General features: G+C 43.9%; 20 protein-coding genes. 9 read left to right on the top strand and 11 right to left on the bottom strand.

Annotation, left to right across the window (positions count from 1 at the left end; genetic code table 11):
• Nucleotides 1-39: 39 nt before the first annotated feature.
• Nucleotides 40-1458, bottom strand: coding sequence for a glutathione-disulfide reductase (gene gorA / locus FAI41_08505; GenBank protein ID QCE33615.1), 1419 nt, complete (start codon nucleotides 1456-1458; stop codon nucleotides 40-42).
• 24 nt (nucleotides 1459-1482) lie between these two features.
• A complete protein-coding gene (locus FAI41_08500) occupies nucleotides 1483-2388 on the bottom strand; it encodes a ferredoxin--NADP reductase (protein QCE33614.1) in 906 nt (301 codons plus the stop codon).
• Nucleotides 2389-2590: 202 nt separating this feature from the next.
• Here FAI41_08500 and FAI41_08495 point away from each other — a divergent pair, with 202 nt between their 5' ends.
• The 4 genes from FAI41_08495 to FAI41_08480 all read left to right on the top strand — a co-directional run bounded on the left by FAI41_08495 (nucleotide 2591) and on the right by FAI41_08480 (nucleotide 6943).
• A complete protein-coding gene (locus FAI41_08495) occupies nucleotides 2591-5086 on the top strand; it encodes an RNA helicase (protein QCE33834.1) in 2496 nt (831 codons plus the stop codon).
• A 75-nt stretch (nucleotides 5087-5161) separates the two neighbouring features.
• Nucleotides 5162-5620 (top strand): hypothetical protein, encoded by a 459-nt coding sequence (locus FAI41_08490; protein ID QCE33613.1) that lies wholly within the window; start codon nucleotides 5162-5164, stop codon nucleotides 5618-5620.
• A gap of 185 nt (nucleotides 5621-5805) precedes the next feature.
• Nucleotides 5806-6471, top strand: a complete 666-nt coding sequence (locus FAI41_08485) for a hypothetical protein (protein QCE33612.1) — start codon at nucleotides 5806-5808, stop codon at nucleotides 6469-6471.
• 19 nt (nucleotides 6472-6490) lie between these two features.
• Nucleotides 6491-6943, top strand: a complete 453-nt coding sequence (locus FAI41_08480; GenBank protein ID QCE33611.1) for a hypothetical protein — start codon at nucleotides 6491-6493, stop codon at nucleotides 6941-6943.
• A gap of 52 nt (nucleotides 6944-6995) precedes the next feature.
• Here FAI41_08480 and serS read toward each other — a convergent pair whose 3' ends face one another.
• The 5 genes from serS to FAI41_08455 all read right to left on the bottom strand — a co-directional run bounded on the left by serS (nucleotide 6996) and on the right by FAI41_08455 (nucleotide 12566).
• The gene (gene serS, locus FAI41_08475; GenBank protein ID QCE33610.1) at nucleotides 6996-8258 is read right to left on the bottom strand and encodes a serine--tRNA ligase; all 1263 of its coding nucleotides are present in this window, start codon (nucleotides 8256-8258) and stop codon (nucleotides 6996-6998) included.
• A gap of 33 nt (nucleotides 8259-8291) precedes the next feature.
• A complete protein-coding gene (gene tatC / locus FAI41_08470) occupies nucleotides 8292-9065 on the bottom strand; it encodes a twin-arginine translocase subunit TatC (GenBank protein QCE33833.1) in 774 nt (257 codons plus the stop codon).
• 79 nt (nucleotides 9066-9144) lie between these two features.
• Nucleotides 9145-9708: a hypothetical protein gene (locus FAI41_08465; GenBank protein QCE33609.1), complete on the bottom strand. Its 564-nt coding sequence runs from the start codon at nucleotides 9706-9708 to the stop codon at nucleotides 9145-9147.
• A 54-nt stretch (nucleotides 9709-9762) separates the two neighbouring features.
• Complete coding sequence (locus FAI41_08460) at nucleotides 9763-10737, bottom strand: hypothetical protein (protein QCE33608.1); 975 nt, start codon at nucleotides 10735-10737, stop codon at nucleotides 9763-9765.
• Nucleotides 10737-12566 (bottom strand): arginine--tRNA ligase, encoded by a 1830-nt coding sequence (locus FAI41_08455; GenBank protein ID QCE33607.1) that lies wholly within the window; start codon nucleotides 12564-12566, stop codon nucleotides 10737-10739. Before FAI41_08455 ends, FAI41_08460 begins: the two co-directional genes overlap by 1 nt.
• 140 nt (nucleotides 12567-12706) lie before the next feature.
• Between FAI41_08455 and FAI41_08450 the strand changes: the two genes are divergently transcribed.
• Genes FAI41_08450 through FAI41_08440 form a run of 3 tightly spaced genes read left to right on the top strand, consistent with a single transcriptional unit; the run spans nucleotide 12707 to nucleotide 14447 of the window.
• Nucleotides 12707-13060, top strand: a complete 354-nt coding sequence (locus tag FAI41_08450; GenBank protein ID QCE33606.1) for an iron-sulfur cluster assembly accessory protein — start codon at nucleotides 12707-12709, stop codon at nucleotides 13058-13060.
• A gap of 49 nt (nucleotides 13061-13109) precedes the next feature.
• Entirely contained in the window at nucleotides 13110-13931 is an 822-nt protein-coding gene (xth, locus tag FAI41_08445; protein QCE33605.1) for an exodeoxyribonuclease III, read from the top strand.
• A 60-nt stretch (nucleotides 13932-13991) separates the two neighbouring features.
• Nucleotides 13992-14447 (top strand): cupin domain-containing protein, encoded by a 456-nt coding sequence (locus FAI41_08440; protein ID QCE33604.1) that lies wholly within the window; start codon nucleotides 13992-13994, stop codon nucleotides 14445-14447.
• 136 nt (nucleotides 14448-14583) lie between these two features.
• On the opposite strand, the gene aspS is transcribed toward FAI41_08440, so the two are convergent.
• On the bottom strand, nucleotides 14584-16392 hold the full coding sequence (gene aspS / locus FAI41_08435; protein QCE33603.1) for an aspartate--tRNA ligase: 1809 nt from the start codon (nucleotides 16390-16392) through the stop codon (nucleotides 14584-14586).
• A 129-nt stretch (nucleotides 16393-16521) separates the two neighbouring features.
• Nucleotides 16522-17259, bottom strand: coding sequence for a DUF2076 domain-containing protein (locus FAI41_08430; protein QCE33602.1), 738 nt, complete (start codon nucleotides 17257-17259; stop codon nucleotides 16522-16524).
• 127 nt (nucleotides 17260-17386) lie between these two features.
• On the opposite strand from FAI41_08430, the gene FAI41_08425 reads away from it, so the two are divergent.
• Entirely contained in the window at nucleotides 17387-18277 is an 891-nt protein-coding gene (locus FAI41_08425) for a glycine--tRNA ligase subunit alpha (protein ID QCE33601.1), read from the top strand.
• Nucleotides 18270-20357 (top strand): glycine--tRNA ligase subunit beta, encoded by a 2088-nt coding sequence (locus FAI41_08420; protein ID QCE33600.1) that lies wholly within the window; start codon nucleotides 18270-18272, stop codon nucleotides 20355-20357. Before FAI41_08425 ends, FAI41_08420 begins: the two co-directional genes overlap by 8 nt.
• A gap of 193 nt (nucleotides 20358-20550) precedes the next feature.
• Here the strand turns inward: FAI41_08420 and rodA are convergent, their stop codons facing one another.
• Nucleotides 20551-21582 (bottom strand): rod shape-determining protein RodA, encoded by a 1032-nt coding sequence (gene rodA, locus FAI41_08415; protein QCE33832.1) that lies wholly within the window; start codon nucleotides 21580-21582, stop codon nucleotides 20551-20553.
• 221 nt (nucleotides 21583-21803) lie between these two features.
• A complete protein-coding gene (gene mrdA / locus FAI41_08410) occupies nucleotides 21804-23696 on the bottom strand; it encodes a penicillin-binding protein 2 (GenBank protein QCE33599.1) in 1893 nt (630 codons plus the stop codon).
• Nucleotides 23697-23744 lie beyond the last annotated feature (48 nt).

Genomic DNA, 23744 nt, shown 5'->3' with positions numbered 1-23744 from the left:
ATCGCTTTCCTTTGGCATTTTTAATTCTTTTTTCTTTAATTATCTTTTTACAGAAACCAAACGCGGAGAAGAGGTCAAAGTGACAAATTCTTCCGCTGTTGTCGGGTGTAAAGCGATAACAGAATCAAGTTGATTTTTCGTCATTCTATTTGCCACACAAACGGACATAATTTGAATGATTTCAGCGGCATCTTTCCCCATCATTGCCGCCCCTAAAAGCACGTCATTTTCTGCACTGACAATGATTTTAATGAAAATCTTTTCTCTTTCCTTTAAATCTCCCTGCGCTAAAGAAGCAGACATCGGCGTAAACTGGCTGGTGAAAACTTTTATATCTTCTTGCGCCGCAGCTTCCTCCTCAGAAAGTCCAACAACAGAAATTTGACTGGAAAAGAAAACAGCTTTCGGAACAATATTGAAATTCCAAAAACGATTACTCTTTTCAGAAGATGGATAAAGTTTTTCTGCCAAAGCCTGCCCTTGCGCCAAAGCAAAAGGCGTTAAATTAACCTTATCTAAAACATCCCCAATTGCATAAATCCCCTCCTGCGTTGTTGCGCATTCTTCTTTACCTGCAAGTAAATGGCGACCATCCTTGGAAAGTTTCACCCCTGTATTTTCAAGACCTAATTTTGTGAAATTAGGCTTTCTGCCTGTTGCGAATAAAACAGCTTCTGTTTCAAGCACCAAACCATTATCACAGGTTAAAGAAAGCGTCCCTTCTTTAGCGTTTTGGATTTTTTTGGGACTGCACCCTGCATGAACATCAATCCCAAAAAGCGGAATGCGTTTTGCAAGTAATTCCCGTATTTCCTCATCAAAGCCACGTAATGGCAAATCTTGCCGGTAAACGAGATTTACCTTTGCGCCATAACCTGCGGCGATCCCAGCAAACTCCAAGCCGATATAACCACCGCCAATAATGGTGATATTCTTGGGGAAGGTTTTCAAACAAAACATATCATCCGAAACCATCCCAAGCTCTGCGCCTTCAATTTGTGGACGCATGGCTTCACCGCCAACGGCAATCACAATTTGCGGCGCTGTCACACGGATCGTTTCCGCATTTGGCGATAAGGAAGAGGATTTTATTTCCAAAGTTTGATTGTCAATAAAGCTTGCGTGTCCCTCAATGAGCGTAACGCCGGCTTTTTGCAGATTTTGAGCATAGATCTGATCTAAACGGGAGATTTCTTGGTTTCGCAACGTCTGAAAACGCTGCCAATCGAACCCCTCATTTTTTAAATTCCAGCCATAAGATTTTGCTGTCTCAACGACATGCCCAAAGGCAGCGCCATAGACCATGAGTTTTTTAGGAACACAGCCAATATTAACGCAGGTTCCTCCCCAATGCCTCTCTTCGATAATGGCAACTTTTGCCCCACGCTGTGCGGCAATCCTTGCAAATCGAACGCCACCTGAGCCTCCACCGATAACGAGACAGTCAAACTTTTTCATAAAATCCTCTTCCTTTGGGCGCTTTTAACGCTCCGCAAAGGCCTTTTCAACGACATAAGAACCTTGATGATTATTATTTCCCTCATCAAATCCTTTTTCTACCAACAACTCTTCTGTATCTTTCAGCATATCAGGTGAACCACAGATCATTGCCCGGTCATGAGCAGCATCCAAAGGATCAAGCTTTAAATCTGTCCACAAACGACCATTTTTAATCAGGGTTGTAATCCGCTCTTGCACAGGGAATTCCTCCCTTGTGACCGCAGGATAGTAACGAAGCTTCTGCGCAACTTCTTCACCGAGGAACTCATGCTTTGGCAAAATTTCTTCCACAAATTGGCGATAAGCCAACTCATCTTTTTCACGCACCGTATGTGTTAAAATGACATTTTCATAACGATCATACGCTTCTGGATCCTTAATCAAACTCATAAAAGGTGCTAAACCCGTTCCTGTTGAGAACAGATAGAGGTTTCTGCCCGGACGCAAATTATCTAATAATAAAGTGCCAACAGGTTTACGGCCAATAAGAACGGTATCCCCTTCCTTCACATGGCGCAAACGAGAAGTCAGCGGACCATTAGGAACCGCAATGGATAAAAACTCCATGAAATCCTCATAATTCGCAGAGGCGATGGAGTAAGCACGGAGCAAAGGTTTGCCTTCAATTTCCATACCAATCATCGTAAATTGACCATTTTCAAAACGCAGGCCAGGATCACGTGTGGTGATGAAACTGAAAAGACGATTTGTCCAATGATGAACTTTTAAGACTTTTGCCGGATAGAGATGTGCATATTCTTTGGAGGGATCGGCCAAATGCCACTGGTGCGCATTTTCGCCCTCACTTGAAAGCGGAAGAAGACCTGTCAACGCTTCCTCATGGGAAGGGACAGGTGCAGCTTTTTCTGGAAAAGGTGTAAAATTCATCAAAAACCCCAGCCTATCAGTTAAATAATATCTCAAATATGAAGAACTTACGAGAAAGAGAGAAAATCTTCCACCCTCTTATCTCTTCTAATTTCTATCAATATAATCTTTATTTCGCATTGCCTCTCCAGAAAGAATAGACCACTAATAAGTTATGAATAAAACAACGCCTCTTTTTAATGACAAACTACCCTCAGATTCTATGACAGAAACACGGCTTCACTTTGCAGAATCTGTCTTTAAAAAAGCAGAAGAATATGCGGCGACTTCCCCAAAAAATGAAGAATCCATATTTCCTATAGACGCAGCAGAAAAAAACACACTCCTTCAGCGATTACGGCATCATGCCCAAGAGGAAACGCCCGAAACAGAATATTGCCTTGCGCTCGTTCGTGATTCCCTCAGAATAATACGGCAAAAAAAATGGGCCTCTCAGCTTTTTCAGGAAACGCAAGCCAATGAGCAAGTTTGGGTAACCGCCCAAGACGTTTCCAAAGCGGTCAAAAGAATTCAAACGCTTAATCCAAGCCCAGCAGATCTGCGACATGCCTTACAAGAAATGCAAGCTGAAACTTGGCAGGAAATGTCCTTATCTCCCCTACAGGTTTTACGAGATATTTCCGATGAGCTACAGGAAAGAGAGATTTTCCTTTCTCCTGCGCAAATTGAAACGCTCGCCCTTTCTGTCGGCGATGCTTTAGGAGAAAAAAATAGTAAATTTGCAAAGTCTCTCGCACTCCAAGAAGAAAAACGTCTTCAAAATCAGGAGAAGATTAGAGAACGTGCGGAAAATAGCCGCTTACGAGAACTTGCAAAAATCGAAAAATGGGAAAAAAGCCTCATTCCTTTCGACGATTTACCTAAAATCCTTCATTGCAGCAGGCGAGAAGCCTTACGCTGGATTGCAGAAAAGCGCCTAATACCTGTTCGCAGGGAAGAGCGTAAGGGGATTGAGGTTTATCTTTTCGATCCTAAAGTTATTTCTCGCCTTAAAAAATCTGTTTCTGAATGGCGTGACGAAGGACCGGTCCAGCCGAAAAAGCCGCATGAACTCCCTATTATTCCAAAAGGAAGCCGTGAGGGAAATGCAGCCATTGCCAAGGCGGCGGCTTTAGATCATTTTGCCGCACATTTTAAAACGGCCCGTGCGATGAAACGCCACATTACCATTATTACCGGCCCTACGAATTCCGGAAAATCCTACGCCGCTCTGGAGGCTCTTACCAAGGCAGAAAGTGGTGTCGCTTTGGCCCCATTACGTCTTTTAGCGCATGAATTCCATGATATGCTTCTTTCTCGGGGTGTCAGATCTTCTCTCACAACAGGAGAAGAAAGAATTATTGATCCTAATGCCCGTCATCTCGCCGCAACTGTTGAAATGTGTCCTCTCCATAATCCGGTAGATGTCGCTGTCATTGATGAGGCGCAAATGCTAACAGACCCCGATCGGGGCGCAGCATGGACAGCGGCTATTATGGGAACGCCTGCACGTGAGATTTTTGTTCTCGGTGCGGCAGATTGTATTCCGATGGTGAAACGAATTGCGGAACTTTGCGGTGATGAAGTCTCCGAAGTTAGCCTTAAAAGAAAGTCACCTTTAGAAACAGGGCACGTCTTATCTTTAGACCGTTTACGTAAAGGGGATGCTCTCATTGCCTTTTCCCGCCGTGAAGTCCTTGACCTGCGGGCGGAACTCATGGCGATGGGCAAAAATGTTGCTGTCATCTATGGGGCCTTAAGCCCCGAGGTGCGGTGTGCGGAAGCGGCCCGTTTCAATAAAGGCAAAGCGGATATTTTAATTGCAACCGATGCCATCGGTATGGGACTAAATCTTTCCATTAAACGTGTCGTTTTCAGCGCTCTCCAAAAATTTGATGGACGAGATGTCAGACCGCTCAATAGTCAAGAGATTAAACAAATTGGTGGACGTGCCGGCCGTTATGGCAAGCATGAAAAAGGTCTTGTTTGTGTTTTAGAAGGCGCTGGAAATCCGGAAAGGATACGTGCGGCACTTCTTGCACCACCTGAACCGATCAAAGATCTCAGACCGCAAGTCCAGCCTGATTCCGACATTATCCATATGGTTGCAAGAGAGGTCGGAACAGACAGTCTTTATGGAACGCTCAGCCGTATTCAGCGTGCCGTTTTGCAGCCGAATGATCCCAATTACCGTCTTGCAAACATGGATCAGGCGCTTGAAATTGCCGCTGCGCTTGAGGGGGTCGAAAATCTTGATCTTAATACAAGATGGACATATGCCATGTGCCCTATCCAAATTCAGGATAAAGGCATTGTACGCCTCGTCGAATGGGCCTCTCAACATGCACGCAAAGAGCACATTGTCCCACCAGGCACCGGCCGCCTGCCAAACCCGCTTGAAACCTCCCGTGAAGAACTTGAACATGCAGAAAAACGTCATAAACGCCTCGTTAGCTGGCGCTGGTTGGCAATGCGTTTCCCAGAAATTTATGCGGATATAGAACAGGCTGAAAAAAATGCAAAAAATCTCAATAATTGGATTGAGCAAGTTCTACGCACCCAAAGTCAAATCAAAGAAAAACGTCGAAAGCATTTTTCCCGCAAACCTTCCGACAATAAAAAACATCCTGAAAAACATAAAAAGAATTTCACGAAAGCCTCAGCACCAGATGATAAGAAAAAGAGTCGAAAACCTTTTAAAAAACGTCCAAAGAAATGAAGAGGGTTCTTCTCCCTTTTGACAGAAAAGTGTAGCGTGAAAAAAAATTATCCATCTTTCTCTATGAGGTTTTAAATGTCCAGACCCCATTCTTTTTCTCAAAAAGCTTTCATTTTAGGCGGCTTTCTCTCCTCTGCTCTTCTTTTTTCTGCGCCTCTTAGCAGCATGGCGGAGGATTTGAGCTTAGCTGCGGCACCGCATCCCTCTGATATCCAACCTGAAGTTGCAAAAAAAGTTTCTTCGGATCAAGAACTTAAGAGCAACCTGACCTATGCTGAAACACAGGTGAAAGAGACTGAAAAATCTCTTGCGCAAGTGACCTCAGATCATAAAAAAGGCCAAGCAAGCGCTGACGAAGTTGCGACACGTGTTCAAATGCTTGGTGATAATATTTCTGCCCTAGACGATAAAATCAAAGCAATTGAAGCTGCACCGAAATCCTCTGCACATTCCAAATGGATTAAAGAAGGTAAAGCAACAAAAGCAATCGCCAATAAAATTCTTAAAAATGCTCAAGCAGAAGCAGGTCAGTAAATAGATAAACGGCACTTATAATCAAAGTGCCGACAGCGAAAGAGGCTGTTAAGAAAAAGTTAGACCAAACCATTCCTTTTTCTTTTCACAATAGCCTCACGCTGTATTTTCCATCACGCTTTTTAAATAGCCATAGACCTTCACGCCTCTGAAAAAACAGGAATCTTGGCAGGAATCTCATTATAATGAAATTATTCTTTCAGAATTTTCAAAAAAGAAGAGCTTTTTTTAGCATTTCTTCTATTCTCAGCCTCTCTCTACTTGCAGGCTGCTACACGCCCGTTGAAGATTTAAAACCGACAACTTTTGGACAAGATGAACTTAACGTTGCCTCTACCGGCCGTATTGTAACAATTCTTTCTGTCATGCCTGCCCGGGCTACTGTCGTAAACACAAATAAAGATGCTGACGGCTTAATTGGTATCTTTGAATCACCACAGCTTCATCCGCAATCTTTGGTTTTAGCATTTCAAGATCCCAATAATCCTCAAATTCAAAATACGATTGAAATTGCCAAACCTTGTGAATTCAAAACAGGCACGGCCTATGCTGTTCAAATCAATGGGCAAACAAAAATTCAACCCAATAATTTTGAAGAATGCCAACGCCTTGTCAATATAAAGAAAACCAAAGGGCATAAAGTTGCTAATCAAGCTGCCGTTCAAGATGCTACTGTAGCTCCCCCTACCCCTCAAATGCCAGTAGCTACCACGCAGCAATCTCAAGCAGTGACAAATGATCCCTCTCACTGGCAAAATAATATTACCAAAGCAATGACCCCAGCAGAGCAGGCCTTGCAATTACAAAACCAGCAGAGTTGGCCAAAACCACAAACTTACGCCAATGACTGAATGAAAGGATAAAATCTTTATGAAAAAGCTTTCTACCTTGCTTCTTGGAAGTTGTTTAACCCTTTCATTCTTCCCTTCGATGAGTTTTTCTCGTGAGCAGGTTGGCCATCATGTCCGACATCTTTCTAAAGAATCCCGACAAATTCAAGGGCAAGGCTCCCTTGATGGCATGATGGAACTCCAACGCCATAATGATGCAATCAGAAATTCAATCACACCACCAGAATGGGAAGCTAAACTTGAACGTCAAAATATCGCTTTAGAGAGTGACCGACTTACCCTCAATCAGCAGAAAGCTGCTCTTGATAAGCAAAAAGCAGATATTGCATTCGAAAATCAACAGACCAGAAACTCTAAAACCAGTACAGATTCCGTGGCCCGTTCCTTTAATAAAGGAAATAGTAAAATGGATATATACTCAACAGGCGGCGGTTCAATCCTACCGGTTCTTCCACAAGCTTCAGGCAATTAATATGACGTAAAAAAGGGGCCAATTTTTCAGCCCCTTTTTTCCTGTACCTCATTTAAGAAATGATTGTTGCGCCGCCCATATATGGCTGGAGGGCTTTTGGAATACGAATATGCCCTTCTTCCGTCTGGTAATTTTCCATCACAGCAACCAAAGCACGTCCAAGGGCTAAACCAGAGCCATTAAGCGTATGGACAAATTTCAAACCCTCTTGCGAACGATAGCGGGCGTTCATGCGTCTTGCCTGAAAATCTCTGGTATTGGAACAAGAGGAAATTTCACGCCAAGCCTCTGCCCCGGGGAGCCAAACTTCTAAATCCCAAGTCTTTGCAGCCCCAAACCCCGTATCCCCTTCACACAAAAGAAGACGGCGATATGGTAATTCCAAACGCTCCAGCACCGTTTCCGCTGCACGTGTTAAACGCTCATGCTCGGCTTCGCTCTGTTCCGGTGTGGTAATCGCAACCAGTTCACATTTTAAGAATTGATGTTGACGGATCATACCACGGACATCTTTGCCGGCAGCTCCGGCTTCGGAACGGAAACATTGTGTCAATGCTGTCATTCGCAAAGGCAATTTATCCTCTGCAATCACTTCCCCTGCTTGGGTTGCGGTTAAAGGCACCTCTCCCGTTGGAATCAGCCATCTTCCATCTGTTGTTTGAAAAGATTCCTCCGAAAATTTCGGTAATTTATCCGTGCCATACATGGCGCTTTCATTGACCAAAATTGGCACATTGGTTTCTTCAAATCCAAATTCCTGCGTATGAAGATCAAGCATGAACTGCCCCAACGCACGTTCTAAACGAGCCAATCCGCCTTTCAGCACAACAAATCTTGCACCCGAAATTTTGGCCGCTGTTTGAAAGTCCATCTGACCAAGCTTTTCCCCCAAATCAAAATGCTGTTCCGGTTTAAAGGAAAATTCAGGTTTATTTCCCCATTCATGCACAATTTGATTATCCGCTTCACTTTTCCCGGCGGGAACATCTTCTGAAAGCAGATTGGGAATGCGGGCAAGAATATCCTGTAAAGTCGCCGCCTCTTGCTTGGATTTGTCTTCGCAAATTTCAAGCTCTTTTTTAAGATTGGCGACTTCAGATTCTAAATGCTCACTTGGCGTCTTATTGCGTTTGCACATCCCAATTTCTTTAGAGAGCGCTTTTCTTTTAGACTGAAGCTCTTGTGTCTGGGATGTCAATTTCCGCCATGCCGCATCCAGCGCTAAAATTTTATCTGCGACAAGCGTATGCCCCCGCCTTGCGAGCTGACGATCAAATTCCTGCGGATTTTCACGGATAAAACGAATATCATGCATCTTATATAACCTCTTTTATTTAACTTTTGATTTTTAGCTCAAAATCTCTTCTTTTTCTTCTAGCTCTTCGGTTTCTTTTTTCTTTTTTAAAATCATACGGGAGGTCAAAATAGAGACCTCATAAAGCCCCATCAAAGGAATAGCCAAGCCCACCATCGTTAGCGCATCCGGCGGCGCTAAGACAGCAGCGACACCAAAAGCGGCCACATAAGCGTATCGCCGCCAAGCAACCAATTGCTGAACACTGACCAATCCAACTCTAACCATTAATGTCAAAGCCACAGGCAACTCAAAACAACATCCAAAGGCAAAAATGAGCTTCATCACCAAAGAAAGATATTCAGAAATTTTTGCCTCAAGTCGAATACCAACCCCCGTATCTGCCCCCTGCTGAAAAGAAAGGAAAAAACGCCAAGCGTAAGGGATGACACCGTAATAAGCCAAAGCCCCGCCAAGGATAAATAAAATAGGCGTTGCCACTAAAAAAGGGAAAAAAGCCTGTTTTTCACTTTTATAAAGTCCCGGTGCAATAAACATCCAAAGCTGAATGCTTATAAACGGAAAGGCAAGCAAAAGTGCGCCAAACATCCCAACACGAATATAGGTGAAAAATCCTTCTGTAAGATCTGTAGAAATCAAATGCGGATCAGAAACACCCTGCTCCCGAAGGACTTGCATTAAAGGCTCTGCTAAAAATTTATAAATTTCCGCTGAGAAATAATAACATAACCCAAAAGAAAGAAGAAAAACCACCAAGGAGTAAATCACTCGTCGGCGCAACTCCTTTAAATGATCGAGTAAGGGCATTGTTCCAGCAGGATCTGGCTCACCTTTTGTTTCAGGGTTTTTTAGATGATTATTAAGATCGCTCATGAATATTCTGCTTTTACTCTTCTCTTTCTAAAGATTTTTCAGAAACAACCACAGCACGCATTCCATCATGCAATGCCGCCATTGGTGGAATGATCGCAGGCCGCAACCACTCCTTTCGCTCCTCAGCGAGACGCAAAGCCGTTCGGGGCGGTAAAAGCGATGGGGCCTGCGCAAGAAGATGCTGGTTAGCCTCCTCTTCCCAAATTTCTTTCCGACGTTCAATAACAGGCGGCGTTTGTTCTGAAGAAACCACCTCACTTATCTGGCTCTTACTCTCAAATCTATTCTGCTGAGAGGTCGGCGAAAAACTATCTCTGATCGTTTTATCAGGATCAACAGCGTCCTCAATCCGGCGTTCAAGATCAAGTTTCGGTACTTCCAAATGTTTTGAAAGCTCTTGAATATCAACCTCACGGGCCAACTCATTAAAATGGGCTCGAAATTCCGCTCCCATTTTTTGCGCCATATTAAAAGCCTGAGAAATTGCCTTAATCACTTTAGGTATATCTTGCGGACCAACAAGAACCAAAGTGACAATAGCGATAATGACTAATTCACTCCAGCTAAGACCGAACATGACGATTTCCTAAGATATATCGGTTAAAATAAATCATTTCTTTTAAAAATTCTCTCAACCGATTGGCGTGCAAGGAATAGTTGATTCCGTTACAGCTTGACAAAATCGCTTTGCATCTGCGGCAGAACGGAAACCATCTGTCCGCAAACGAATATAAAGATGTCCATTTTTCAGCGTTTCGGTGATGAGCGGACGATGACCTTGAAAATCATCTGAATCTTTACGCACAAATTCTGCCCATTTCGCCGTTGCATCCGCCTTTGAGCTATAGGCAGCAAACTGTACTTGCCAATGTCCGCCTCCCATAGATTCAGAAGAAGGTAGAGAAGATTCTTTATTTTGTGCCGCAAGATTTGAAATGCGGGAATCTAAATCAAGCGCCCCTGCAATGGCCTGATCTTCTTTCTTCACTTTTTCAGCCTGTGCCTGAGCATGCGCTTGCACGGCTTCTTGTTTTTGATGTTTGGCCTCTTCCTGCTCATGGCGTTTGCGCTCTTGGAGATTTTTTTGCGCTTCTTGTACCTGCGCCTTTGCGGCCTCTTCTGCTTTTGCCTGGCGCTCTTTTTCTAAAGCGAGACGTTTTTCCTCCTCAATACGATGACGTTCTGCGGCCTCATGTTGTTCTTCTAAAAGATGGCGATCTGGCGCTTCTGGCGGCGGCGCAAGACGGACATCTTTTCCTTTTTCATCCTCTATACCACCAAAATCATCACTCATAATTTGCAATCCACCCGGATCGGCTGGACGTTCACGCACAGGGCCAGCAGGGGGCGAAATTACCGGAATAAGATCTTTTTTAGAAGAGCTGACAAAACGCCAAACGGTCAAACCTAAAATCAATAAGGCAATGACAACAAAAATAGCCCCAAGCATCCGCCATACAGCAGAACGATCTGTCAAACCTAATCTTTCCCAAAAATTTGAATTTTCCTCAGTCTCGCCGCTTAGAGGCGCACGGGAATATTCATGCTCTTCCCCCTCATAATCATGATGGGGAAAATTTTCTTGGTCAAAATCATGCTGATCCATTAACGCATTTCCTCACGTGCTTCCACACCAATAACGGATAAAGCAGCTTTAATCGTCTCTGCAACCGTTTTCACCAAAGCTAACCGGGCAAAGGTTGCCGCCTTATCCTCTTGAATAAAACGTAACGCAAGATTATCATTGCCTTTGTTCCACAAAGCGTGGAAATCAGCGGCTAACTGCATGGAATAAGTTGCAATTCTATGCGGCTCACGATGCTGTGCAGCGGCCTCAACAATTTTAGGAAATTCAGCAACACGCCTTAACATGCCGAGTTCTTCTTCTGCCGTAAGGGAAGAAAGATCTACCTGCTCAAGCGGTGTAATATCTGCATCTTCGAATTTCTCTTGCGCCATTCTTAAAACAGAACAGCATCTTGCATGGGCATATTGCACATAAAAGACAGGATTATCACGGCTTTGTGCCACAGCTAAATCAAGGTCAAAATCCATCTGTGCGTCTGCCTTACGGGTCAAGATCGTAAAACGCACAGCATCCTTATCCACCTCGTCCAAAAGATCTCTTACAGTGACAAAAGTCCCTGCTCTTTTAGACATTTTAAAAGGTTCGCCATCTTTTAAAATACGGACAATCTGGCAAAGCAAAATCTCAAAATCGATCTTATCGTCTGAAAAAGCTTTCACACCGGATTTTAGACGGGAAACATATCCACCATGATCTGCGCCCCAAACATTTATCATAATATCAGCACGACCGGCTTTATCCGCATGATAACCAAGATCATTGGCAAAATAAGTATTTGTGCCGTCACTCTTTTTCAGAGCACGATCTACATCATCTCCAAAATCGGTCGAACGGAAAAGTCTTTGTGGACGCTCTTCCCAATCGTCTGGCAGTTTTCCTTTGGGCGGCGGTAGCGTGCCCTCATAGACAAGATTTTTTCCTTCGAGGGAGGCGATGGTTTTATCCACCTTACCCTCATCAAAAATCATCGCCTCACTGGTGAAAATTTCCTGCCGGATACCTAGCGCTTCTAAATCCTGCTTAATATCTTCCATCATCATGGCAACCGCTTTTTTACGGATAAGCGCAATGGTTTCCTCCGAAGGAGAAAGCAATCCATCCTCTGCCAATTTATTGCCAAATTTTTCTTTCAGCTCTTGACCGACAGGTTTGAGATATTCACCCTGATATTGCAAACCGCCCGGCGCAACCTTAGTAAATTCTTCCGCCGGAACAGGCTTGCCAATGGCCTCCAAATAACGCCAGTAAGAAGCCCATGCTAAGGCTTTGACCTGATTGCCGGCGTCATTGATATAATACTCACGACAAACATCATATCCGGCACGTTCCAAAACGCCCGCCAAAGCATCCCCGACAACAGCACCACGGCAATGCCCAACATGCAGAGGCCCTGTAGGATTTGCAGAAACATATTCCACATTGACCTTTTTATTTGCCCCTAATGTAGAGCGCCCCCAATTCTCCCAGCCTTGCGTTAAAATAGCTGGAATAACTTGGCGTAAAATATTTTTTTCGAGTGTAAAATTAATAAAGCCCGGTCCTGCGACTTCAATTTTCGTGAAGGCTTTATGATCCTTCAGCGCCTCAATAATTTTTTCAGCCAAAACTCTTGGGGCTGTTTTAAGCGGACGTGACGCAATCATTGCTGCATTGGTCGAAACATCGCCATGTGCAGCATCACGGGAAAGGGTTAATTCAACACGGGAAACGATTTCCTCCGGCAGATCTAGTTTACTTGCCAAAGCCTCACAAACAATTTTCTTTACCGCATCCAGTAAATCCCCGTCTTTGGTAATATCCAAAGCAGGTGTTTCTTGCGTTTGTTGTGATTTATCCTCTTGTGTCATCCCGTTTTCCTATTTTAGCCTGTCTTACAGCGATCTTTATTTCTATGAGATATTTCTTTTTTAGCGGAAACTTTCATCCTATTCTATGATAACCTACATAAGAAAACGAATGAATATAATTTTTTACGGCGTACCATTTTATGACACATGATTTTTCCCTTTCCTCTGGAGCTAAAAAACGCATTAGCGAAATTCTCTCTGAGCAAAATAAAGATACCGCTGAAAAATCCGGCGTCCGCATTTTGGTTGATTCCGGCGGATGCAACGGATTTCAATATAAATTTTCCGTTGATACAACAAATACGGCGGAAGATATTATTATTGAAGAAGACGGCGCTATCGTCATCATTGATAAAATCAGTCTCGACCTTCTCAAAGGGAGCGAGCTGCAGTATGAGGACGAGCTAATGGGGGCGCATTTTAAGATTAAAAATCCCAATGCAGCCTCTTCTTGCGGTTGTGGCAATAGTTTTTCGCTAGCTGACGAAGAATAAAAAACAAAGAAAATCTCACCTTTTCCCCTGCTTTACTCACTGGCTTTCTATGTCTTCTTTTACCATTGCCTCTTGGAATATTAACTCAATCCGTGCCCGCTCTCATCTTGTGATGGATTGGCTGGAAAGACATCCTGAATGTTTAGCGGTCGTTCTACAAGAAATTAAATGTGAAGAAAGCCAGTTCCCAAAATGTTTCGAAGAGGCGGACTATTACGTCAGTATCAAAGGGCAAAAGGCCTATAATGGGGTGGCTATTATCAGCCGAGAAAAGCTTGAAACCCGCAAAACAGGATTAGAAGGCCAAGAAGAATCTGGCTCTCGCTATCTTGAGGCTATCCTGCCTACCCCTTTAGGCAAGATCATTTTAGGTAATCTCTATCTCCCAAATGGTAACTCTAATGGGGAAATTGGTTTACAACAGAAATTTGATTTCTTTGAGGCCTTAAGATTGCGTGGTAAAGAGCTTTTAGAAAATAAAGAAAATTTTATTTTCCTAGGTGATTTTAACGTCTGTCCCAGCAAAAAAGATTACGCCCCCAATACACTTCCTGAAACAGATGCCCTCTTACATCCTCAAAGCCTCGCCGGATGGCGGAGCCTCAAATGGCTTGGCCTTACGGATGCGTTAAGAGCTTTGCATCCTGATGAAGTCATTTATACGTTCTATGATTATCAAGGCGGCGCATTTCAGCGTGGCAGAGGATTAAGAATTGACCACGCCTTGCTCACGCCGAAACTCGCAGAATTATTAGAAAAAGTTGAAATTGACATCGAAGAACGTGGCAAAGAAAAACCCTCTGACCACTGCCCCATCATCCTCTCTTTCCCAAAAGAAAAAGACGATCAAGGGATCTATGCGCTTTCTTAAAATCCTACGAACCTAAGAAAATACTGTTACTCATCTCTCAAATTCAGGAGCATTTTGAAAATGCCAAAATCTCAAAATGAAATCCATACTTCCCGTTCTTCAGAAAAAGATAACGATGTAAAGATTTTTAATCTCCTAGCGCTTTCAAAACAGTTTCCTAAAAGCGCCTCCTCTATGATGATGGACATGTACCTTAAAAATAGTCCTGAAAGCAGCATTCGACTTTTCAGATTATATAAAGAGGTCAAACCCCATCATCACAATGAATGCGATGAAATCCTCTATATCATTTCAGGAGAAGGCAATATCTGGATTGAAAGTCCAGAAAACAGCCAGTCTTTTTCGCCCGGCATGTTAGTGACGTTCCCTAGAGGGGTTAAACACGCCATACAGCCAGATTTAGGGAAAGAACCGGTTATTTTCTTTTCAATCGACACCCCTCGCAGAGAGAAAAAAGACATCGTCTTTGAAAATCCCAAAGATGGCACCTCTGATGATTTCATGGGGCATCTATAAACAGTGTTTTTCAAAGAAATATGACAATATTATAGAAACCCTTTTTAAGAAACTTTAGAAACAGAATTAAAACGGCCAGATCGTTTAGAACGCTTATAAAAAAGCCTCTCTAAATTTTAGAGAGGCTTTTTTAGTTTTATTTCTTTTCAACAGAGACTGTTGGTTTCGGTGGAAGGGAGAGTTTAAGATTTAGCTCTTTCCAACGTTCTGGCGTGATTTCCGCTGGCGCTTCCATCATCAAATCTTCCCCTTTTTGGTTTAATGGGAAGAGTGTGACTTCTCTTATATTTGGTTCATCGGCCAAGAGCATGACCATACGATCCACTCCTGGAGCAGCACCCCCATGTGGCGGTGCGCCAAATTTAAAGGCATTATAAAGTCCGCCAAAGCGTTTTTCGACTTCTTCTGCCGGATAGCCTGCAATTTCAAAGGCTTTAATCATGAGTTCCGGTTGATGGTTTCTGATTGCACCAGAGGAAAGCTCAACGCCATTACAGACAATATCATACTGCCATGCGTTAATTTCCAAAGGATCTTTATTCAGTAACGCATCCATGCCACCTTGCGGCATCGAGAATGGATTATGAGAGAAATCAATCTGCCCTGTTTCCTCATCCCGTTCATACATTGGGAAATCAACAACCCAGCAGAAACGGTAGGCATTTTTTTCCACAAGATCCAAAGATTCCGCAACTTTCATTCTAGCAACGGCTGCAAAGCGGTTCAACTCTTCCGGTTTTCCGGAAGAAGCCAAGAAGAAGACGGCATCGCCATCTTTTACGCCGGAGATTTCTTTGATTTTTGCCAAACGGTCTTCTTCAAGATTTTTAGCGATTGGGCCTTTGGCCCCTTCTTCGGCAAAAATCACATAGCCAAGACCGCCCATGCCCTCTTCTCTTGCCCATTTATTGAGCTTATCAAAGAATGCACGACCTTTTTCCGCAGCACCCGGTGCCGGAATAGCAACAACACGGCCACCATCAGCCGCTATTTTTGCGAAAAGACCAAAGGAAGAATTTTCAAAAGCTTCCGTCACATTGGAAAGAATAAGCGGATTACGCAAATCTGGTTTATCACAGCCATATTTTGCCATTGATTCCGCATAAGGAATACGGCGGAATGGTGCTGTGTCAACGTTCCAGTCAGCCGGAACAAATTCTTTAAAGACACCAGAAAGGACACGCTCCAGCACTTCGAACACGTCATCCTGTGTTGCAAAGGCCATTTCCATATCCATCTGATAAAACTCACCCGGGCTACGGTCTGCACGGGAGGCTTCGTCACGGAAACATGGGGCAATTTGGAAATATTTTTCAAATCCGCCAACCATTGCCAACTGCTTAAATTGCTGTGGGGCTTGTGGCAACGCATAGAATTTACCCGGATGTAAACGGGCCGGCACTAAGAAATCTCTTGCCCCCTCTGGAGAGGAAGCTGTCAAAATCGGGGTTTGAAGCTCTAAGAAGCCTTCCCCTTCCATGTGACGGCGGAGGCTTGAAATCACTTTGCTTCTTAAAAGGATATTGTTACGCATCTGCGGACGGCGCAAATCTAAAAAGCGGTATTTTAAACGCAAATCCTCAGGATATTTTTCATTGCTGTGAATTTGAAATGGCAGCATCTCAGCAGAAGAAATGATGGTGAGTTTTTCAGCGCTGACTTCAATTTCCCCTGTTGGGATTTTAGCATTCTGCTGGCCTTCGCCACGAAGAATGACTTTTCCCTCAATGGTAATGACGCTTTCAATCCGAAGCTTTTCAAGCTCTGCGGTCAATGGGCTACCAGCGGGCACAACAATTTGCGTGACGCCGTGAGAGTCTCTTAAATCCAGAAATAGGACGCCGCCATGGTCACGTTTACTTTGCAACCAGCCTGAAAGGCGTACGTCTTTTCCAGCATCCGAAGCCCGAAGCTGTTCACAATGATGTGTCCGATAGAAATTCATTTCAAATAATCTCTTTACCTAAATCAAAAATTTTAACGTATGATTAACTCTAAAAATAACTTTAGCGAATGAGAAGCACCATAGCGTCTCATTCGCTTTTGACAAGTTAGACCTTATAGCGGGTTTTCTTTAGAACATCGAATCGTCAAACCCGCCGAAATCGCCGCCATCAAAACCGCCACCGAAATCATCATCGGCAAATCCGCCATTATCTTCCATACCGGAGCCGGCAAAAGGATCTGTTGAGGGGTCGTAGCCACCGCCGGCCTCTGCTGCACCTGCGCCAAAACCGGCACCGCCTTCGCCAAATCCACCAGCACCGGCCTCATGATGTCCTGAGAAGAGTCCTTCAATCGCATGTGCGGCAAGCATACCGCCAGCAACACCTGTCGCTGTCCGCAAAGCAGAGCCTAAAAACCCTGTTCCGGAAGATTGAAAAGCACTCATTGGTGGCTGGCCGTATTGCGGTGGCGGCGGTGCATATTGCTGACCATAGCCTGGTGGCGGACGCATCCCCTGCGCTGTTGGTGGCGGCGGATATCCCTGTGCAGGATTGGATCTTCCACCGCCGAATAGATTTGAAAAGAAACCACCGCCCTGCGATTGCTGTTTTTGTGCAAGTGCGGCTTTTGCTTGTTGAAGCTGGTTTTCTAAATATTGAATACGGGATTGCGCATTCCGCAAAGCGGCCTCCTGCACCACAGCAAGCTGTGTGACACGGTACCTCGCCTCTGGATAACGCTGAAACTCCTGTCCGATATATCGATCTGCCTCTGGATCAATGGGGGGAAGTGCCTGCTGCACGCCGTGTCCGCCACCTACTCTGGCAACAAATTGACCGATGATATTTTGCTCTTCACTATTCATCTTAGATTACCTTTTAGATATCGTCGTGCCAAAATTATATCATTTAAAAGAAACATAAGAAATGTTAAAAACTTTTTCATCTGTTATTCTATTTTAATTTAAATCGCTGAAAGCGTTCTGTTTAAATATGTCCGCTCCAAAATCTGCTTTATCTCATCCACCGAGTTTTCAGGAACTCATCTTACGCCTCCAGAATTTCTGGGCAGAAAAAGGCTGTGTCCTTCTCCAGCCTTACGATATGGAAGTGGGTGCCGGCACCCTCTCTCCCCATACGGCTTTACGCGCTTTGGGCGATACCCCTTGGAAAGCGGCCTATGTTCAGTCCTGCCGCCGTCCTGCGGATGGCCGTTATGGCGAAAATCCAAACCGCTTACAGCATTATTATCAGTTTCAAGTCCTGCTTAAACCAAGCCCTGAAAATAGTCAGGAACTTTTACTCGAAAGCTATCGGGCCATCGGGATTGATACGGACAAGCATGATATTCGTTTTGTCGAAGATGACTGGGAAAATCCAAGTATTGGGGCTTGGGGGCTCGGCTGGGAAGTTTGGTGTGACGGTATGGAAGTCACCCAATTTACCTATTTTCAACAGGTTGGCGGCATTGCTGTGACCAAGCCTTCAACAGAACTGACTTATGGGCTGGAGCGCTTGGCCATGTATGTGCAAGGCGTTGAGAATGTCTATGATCTTGATTTTAACGGCCAAGGCGTAAAATACGGCGATATTTTCAAACGTGCAGAACAGGATTATTCTAAATATAATTTTGAACATGCTAACCCCGAGCTTCTTCAAAAATGGTTTGAAGAAAATGAGGCAGAATCTGCACGTCTTTCCGCCATCGGCCTCGCACAGCCTGCTTATGATTATTGTTTAAAAGCCTCTCACAGCTTTAATCTTTTAGATGCAAGAGGCGTTGTTTCTCAAAATCAGCGTCCGGCCTATATTAATCGTATTCGAAGCCTTGCAAAAGCTGCCTGTGAAACATGGCTAGAAAAGGAGGCTCCAAAAAATGGCTGAGCTTTTTTTAGAACTTATCAGTGAACAAATTCCCTCACGTTTTCAGAAATTCGGTGCAGAACGACTAGGCAAAGAATTGATTTCCCGCCTTTCTCCACTCTCTCCTAAAATCTCGAAATATATTTCTGATCCAAGGCGCATCGGCTGTGTGATTAATATCAAAGACAGCACGCCTGAAGAAAACAATATTCTCAGAGGGCCAAAAATTTCAGCACCTGCCAAAGCGCTAGAGGGTTTTTCCCGTAAATGCGGTGTTTCCCCTGAAAAGCTCGAAAAAGACGAGACGCATTATTTCTTTAAAGAATATGTGCCGGCACGTTCTGCACTAGACATGATTGCTGAAATCCTGCCTACCCTTCTCTGGGAATTCCCGTGGCCTAAAGCGATGCGCTGGGGCGGAACTTCTCGCTTTTCATGGGTACGACCACTCCATAAAATTGTTTGTCTTTTGGACGGCAAGCTTATTCCCTTTTCCCTTGAACGGGATGGTGACAAGGCACACGGCTTAAAATCCGATATTTTAAGTGAAGACGGGCCTTTCGGGTATCAAGAGGAATTTAAAGTTTCTTCGGCAGAACAATGGGAAAAACAGTTACGATCCAAAGGCCTCATCCCCTTCCATGAGGAGCGTTTAGAAAAGGTCAAAGCCTCTCTTGAACAAGTTTCTCAAGAGAACAGCCTCAAAGTCATGACCAATGAGGGGCTTTTAAACGAGGTTACAGGACTTTGCGAAATCCCAACAGCCTATCTTGGCAAAATTGATCCATCCCATATGGAACTTCCGCATGAAGTTCGGGATGATTTAATGGGCGAGCATCAGCGCTATTTCCCGCTTTCCAAAGGGAATGAGATTGCACCTTTCTTTGCCTTTGTGGCCAATCATCCCTTTGAAGATAACCAATTCGTTTCTCACGGAAATGAACGTGTTTTAAGGGCTCGTTTGGAAGATGGCCGTCATTTTTGGGATCAAGATCGTAAAAGAACGCTGGAATCCCGTGTCGATGATTTGAAAAAAATGATTTTCCAAGAAAAATTGGGCGATCTGAGAAAAAAATCTTATGCACTTCGGGACTTATCAGGGAAAATTGCGGAAAAACTAGGGTACGATTCCGAAGTTCAAGAGAAGGCCTCCCGAGCTGGCTTTCTTTTAAAAGCAGACCTTCTTACGGAAATGGTAGGCGAGCTTCCATCCCTCCAGGGGATTATGGGAGGCTATTATGCCGAACATGATAAGGAAGCGCCTGAAATCTGTGAGGCTATTCGTCAGCAATATCTCCCAAAAGGCAATTCTGGCGAAGTGCCCAACACCCCTGTTTCAATTTGCACCGCTTTAGCAGATCGCCTTTACATTCTTGTTGGATTTTTCTCTATTGGACTTATCCCAACAGGATCAGGCGACCCTTACGGCTTGCGGCGTATGGCGCTCGGTATTTTCAGAATTCTACAGCACAATCAGTTGCAAGTTGATTTAGGTGAACTGTTACAGCTTGCTTCAGAAGGAAATTTATCTGACAATTTAGAAGATTTCCTCATTGATCGTTTGCGCATTCAGTTACGTCAGGAAGGGATTGATGCAGGCATTACAGAAGCGGTTCTCAATCTTGAACATGCGCATCTTGCAGAAAAATCTGTCTTTAAAAAATTAGATGGTCAACTCATTACCGAAATTTTCGAAAGAGCCTCTGCCTTACAATCTGCTGAAAGAAAGATTTCAGGATGGGCGGAATTATGCAATGCCTATCGGCGTGCTGGAAATATTTTGCAAGCTGAAATAAAAAAAGGCTGGCAAAATAATGGTGATTTTAAAACAGAAGTCTTAAGAGAAAACTCTGAAAGAAATCTCTTTGAAGCAATTCAAAAATATCAGCCTCTCATTCAAAGTGCCATTGCAGAACGTCATTTTGATAAAGGCATTTCTGAACTTTCAAATCTGCATATACCGATCGACCGCTTCTTTGAAGAGGTCTTAGTGAATGATCCAAATGAAGATATTCGCACTAATCGTTTATTGCTTCTATCTGAGTTTGTAAATCTCTGCAATCAAGTGGCTGACTTTTCAAAAATTGAAAAGAAAAGTTAAGTTTTTCTAAAAGCTGATACAAAAAGAAAGGCCTTTTATTTTTGTATAAAAGGCCTTTCTTTTTAATCCTTAAACTGTTCTGCCATAATTAATTTTAGCAATGGCTTTTCCTGTACGCCACTGCCCCCATCTGCGATTAAAAGACCCAAAGTTTTTATAAAATCCTTTCCATAAAGCTCTTGGCTGAAAAGGACTAAGTAATTTCTTTTTCAAAACGATGACGCCAAGCGCAAAGCAGTACCCCAAACCCTACCATCATCGTAAGCATGGCCGATCCCCCATAAGAAATCAGCGGCAATGGCACGCCGCCAACAGGGATCGCCCCCATCACCATTGCTAAATTAACAGCACAATATAAAAAGAAATCCATTGCAATGCCCAAACAAAGCAAACGGGAAAAGCTATTTTTACAAAAAATGCCCATAATCATCCCTGCCGCTGTTACCAACGCCAGCAAGATAATAATGCTGAGCGCCCCGACATAGCCCCATTCCTCACCAATCATTGTAAAAATAAAGTCAGTCTGTTTTTCCGGTAAAAAATTTAATTGTCCCTGTGTGCCATGCAAATAACCTTTTCCCCAGAAACCGCCAGAGCCAAGGGCGATCTTAGACTGTAAAATATTATAACCAGCCCCTAAACGATCATGCTCAGGATGTAAAAACGTATCAATACGTGCCTTTTGATAATCATGGAGATGATTGTAAAGAAATTCACCCAAAAAAGGTAAAACGGCACCAGCTGTGCCGATGATCCACAACGGAAAGCCTGCACAGAAAAAAATTGAAGCACCAATCACCCCAATAATCACTGCTGTACCTAGATTTGGCTCTTTTAATACCAACAAGACAGGCAGAAGAACCATTAGACTTGGAAAAATCCATTTTAAAGAAGAACGAAGATTTTTAATGGCAGGGTTCGCAAAAAAAGAAGCCAAGCCAATAACCAAAGCAATTTTAGCGAATTCGGAAGGCTGAAACTGAAAGCCTAGTAAATTAATCCAGCGTTCAGCCCCCTTACCAACATGCCCCATCGCCAAAACCATCACCAGCAAAAGAATCGAAACGCAATAAAAGAGCCCTGCCGTGCGATACAAAATTTTTAAGGGTGAAAGTGCGATCAATGTCATCAAGACAAGACCAAAACAAAATCGCAAAGCTTGCGGCTGAGCAAAAGGATGCGATGCCCCACCTGCGGCAGAATAAAGCGCAATATAGCCGGTCATTGCCAAAAGTGTAACAAGGGTGACATACAGCCAGTTAACTTCGAGCAAGCGCTGAAAAAACTGAATCTCAGAACCGACCCGCCAGAGTCTTTTAAAAGGCTTTGGAACGGGAGAAAGAATCACAGAACTCTCCTAATCAGTTACTTAGAATCATTCATAATGATACTGAATCTAGCACAAGATATAAAGTTAAATTATGCCCATTACTTAGAAAATAGGCATTATAACTTTATCTCAGGGTCAAGTTTCAAAATATCTTCCATAATTTTTCCGGCCACCGGTGCGGCTTCTCCAGCGCCGGCATTTCCGTGCTCAACAACGAGGGACAAGGCATAGCGAGGTCTAATAAAAGGCGCATAAGCAATAAATAAGGCATGCGGACGGTATTTCCATGGAAAGTTCATCGAGTTAAAATGTCCAGATTCCCGCATTTCCCGTGAAACGCCACGCACCTGAGATGTTCCTGTTTTTCCTGCCATCTGGACATTTTCAGAATGTAATTTTGCCAAGGGGGCTGTTCCGTGTTTTGCATTAACAACATCCCACATTCCTCTGCGGACAATCCCTAAATAAGCAGGATCAAAAGGCAATGCCTCGAGACAATGTGGACGCATACATTTAAAAGGGTCTTGAATCAAATAAGGTGAAACTTTTGCCCCTACGGCCAAAGAGGCGGCATAACCCGCCAAGCTCAAAGGGGTTGTCTGTACATAGCCCTGCCCAATCCCTGCGTTAATCGTATCGCCGACTTTCCATAAATAACTATGTTTTGCAGCCCATTCCGAATTTGGAACAATCCCAGTTCCTGCATTGGGGAGTTCAATACTCGGTGGAACACAGATCCCCAAAGCCTCAGCTGCCTTATGAATTTCATCCATCCCACAACGACGCGCGGCCTGATAGAAAAAAACGTCACAAGAATATTTTAACGCATCACGAACCGTTAGGGGGCCATGTCCTGCTGGTTTCCAGCAATGGAAGCGTACCCCACCCACATCTAAATAACCTGGACAATCAATCATTTCATCTGGATGAATTGCATGCGATTGTAAGGCTGCCAAAGCGACAGCAGGTTTAAATGTTGAACCGGGTGGATAAAAACCGGAGATCGCTTTGTTATTTAAAGGCGTCGCAGGATCTTCCATCCAAGATTTCCACTGCTCAACCGAAACACCCTCTTCAAAAGCGCCAGGATCAAAAGAGGGATTGCTTACCATTGCCCGTACGGCACCCGTCCGGCAGTCTAAAAGAACCGCACTTGCAACCCTATCGCCAATTCGCTCTTTAACCTTTTCCTGAAAGCGCACATCCAACGTCAGATGAATATCACTGCCTGAAATAGGACTAACGCTGCTGATTTCTCGAATTAAATCCCTTTTCGCATTGACTTCTTCTTCAAAATTTCCCGGCACCCCCCGAAGATCATCCTCTTCATTTTCCTCAATCCCACCACGGCCGATTTTAATCCCCGGCAAAGCATATACCTTATTGCGTCTTAAATCTTTTTCATTCGGGATCGCAACATATCCGACAACATGCGCTGTCAGCTCTCCCAAAGGATAAGAGCGGCTAAACCCCTCATCCAAGGAAAGACCGGGAATAGGCGGCAAAACTTGACTTATACGCTCAACCTCTTTTTCTGTTAAAATATTTCTCAGCGTAAAATTTGCATTTTTTCCGCCTCTTTTCCGCTCACGTTTTACCCGGCGATGATCCCGCTCATCCATCAAAATAATTTTTTCAAATCGTGCAATGGAGGCATCAATATCAATTCCACCGGCATCCGAAAGAATAGCTCTGACCACAGCCTTGTTCTTTGCTAACAAGACGTTTCCCGAAGCATCGTAAATGGCGCCTCTCGGCGGTACTAAAAAACGCCGCAATAAACGATTTCGGCGTGCCTGTTCTGAAAAATCCTCATTATCGGTAACTTGAATTTTATAGAGTTTGGCAGAGAGGATCCCCAAAATAGCCATTTGTCCAAAGAGTAAAAAAGTTGCTCTGCGTCCAAAAATTTTTTCAGCAGAAGCTTCCCTTCTATATTCCGTCAAAATCTCCTTTGAACGCCAGTAACGGCGAAAAAATCCAGAACGAAAACGGCGGCGATGTGACATAGAAAATCTATCCGCAAAAGCAAAAGACACAAATAACGCTTCTCAAAA

Source organism: Acetobacteraceae bacterium (assembly GCA_004843165.1).
Lineage (GTDB): Bacteria > Pseudomonadota > Alphaproteobacteria > Acetobacterales > Acetobacteraceae.
The sequence above is the reverse complement of the archived record's forward strand: the minus strand, read 5'-3'. Positions and strand labels throughout refer to the sequence as shown.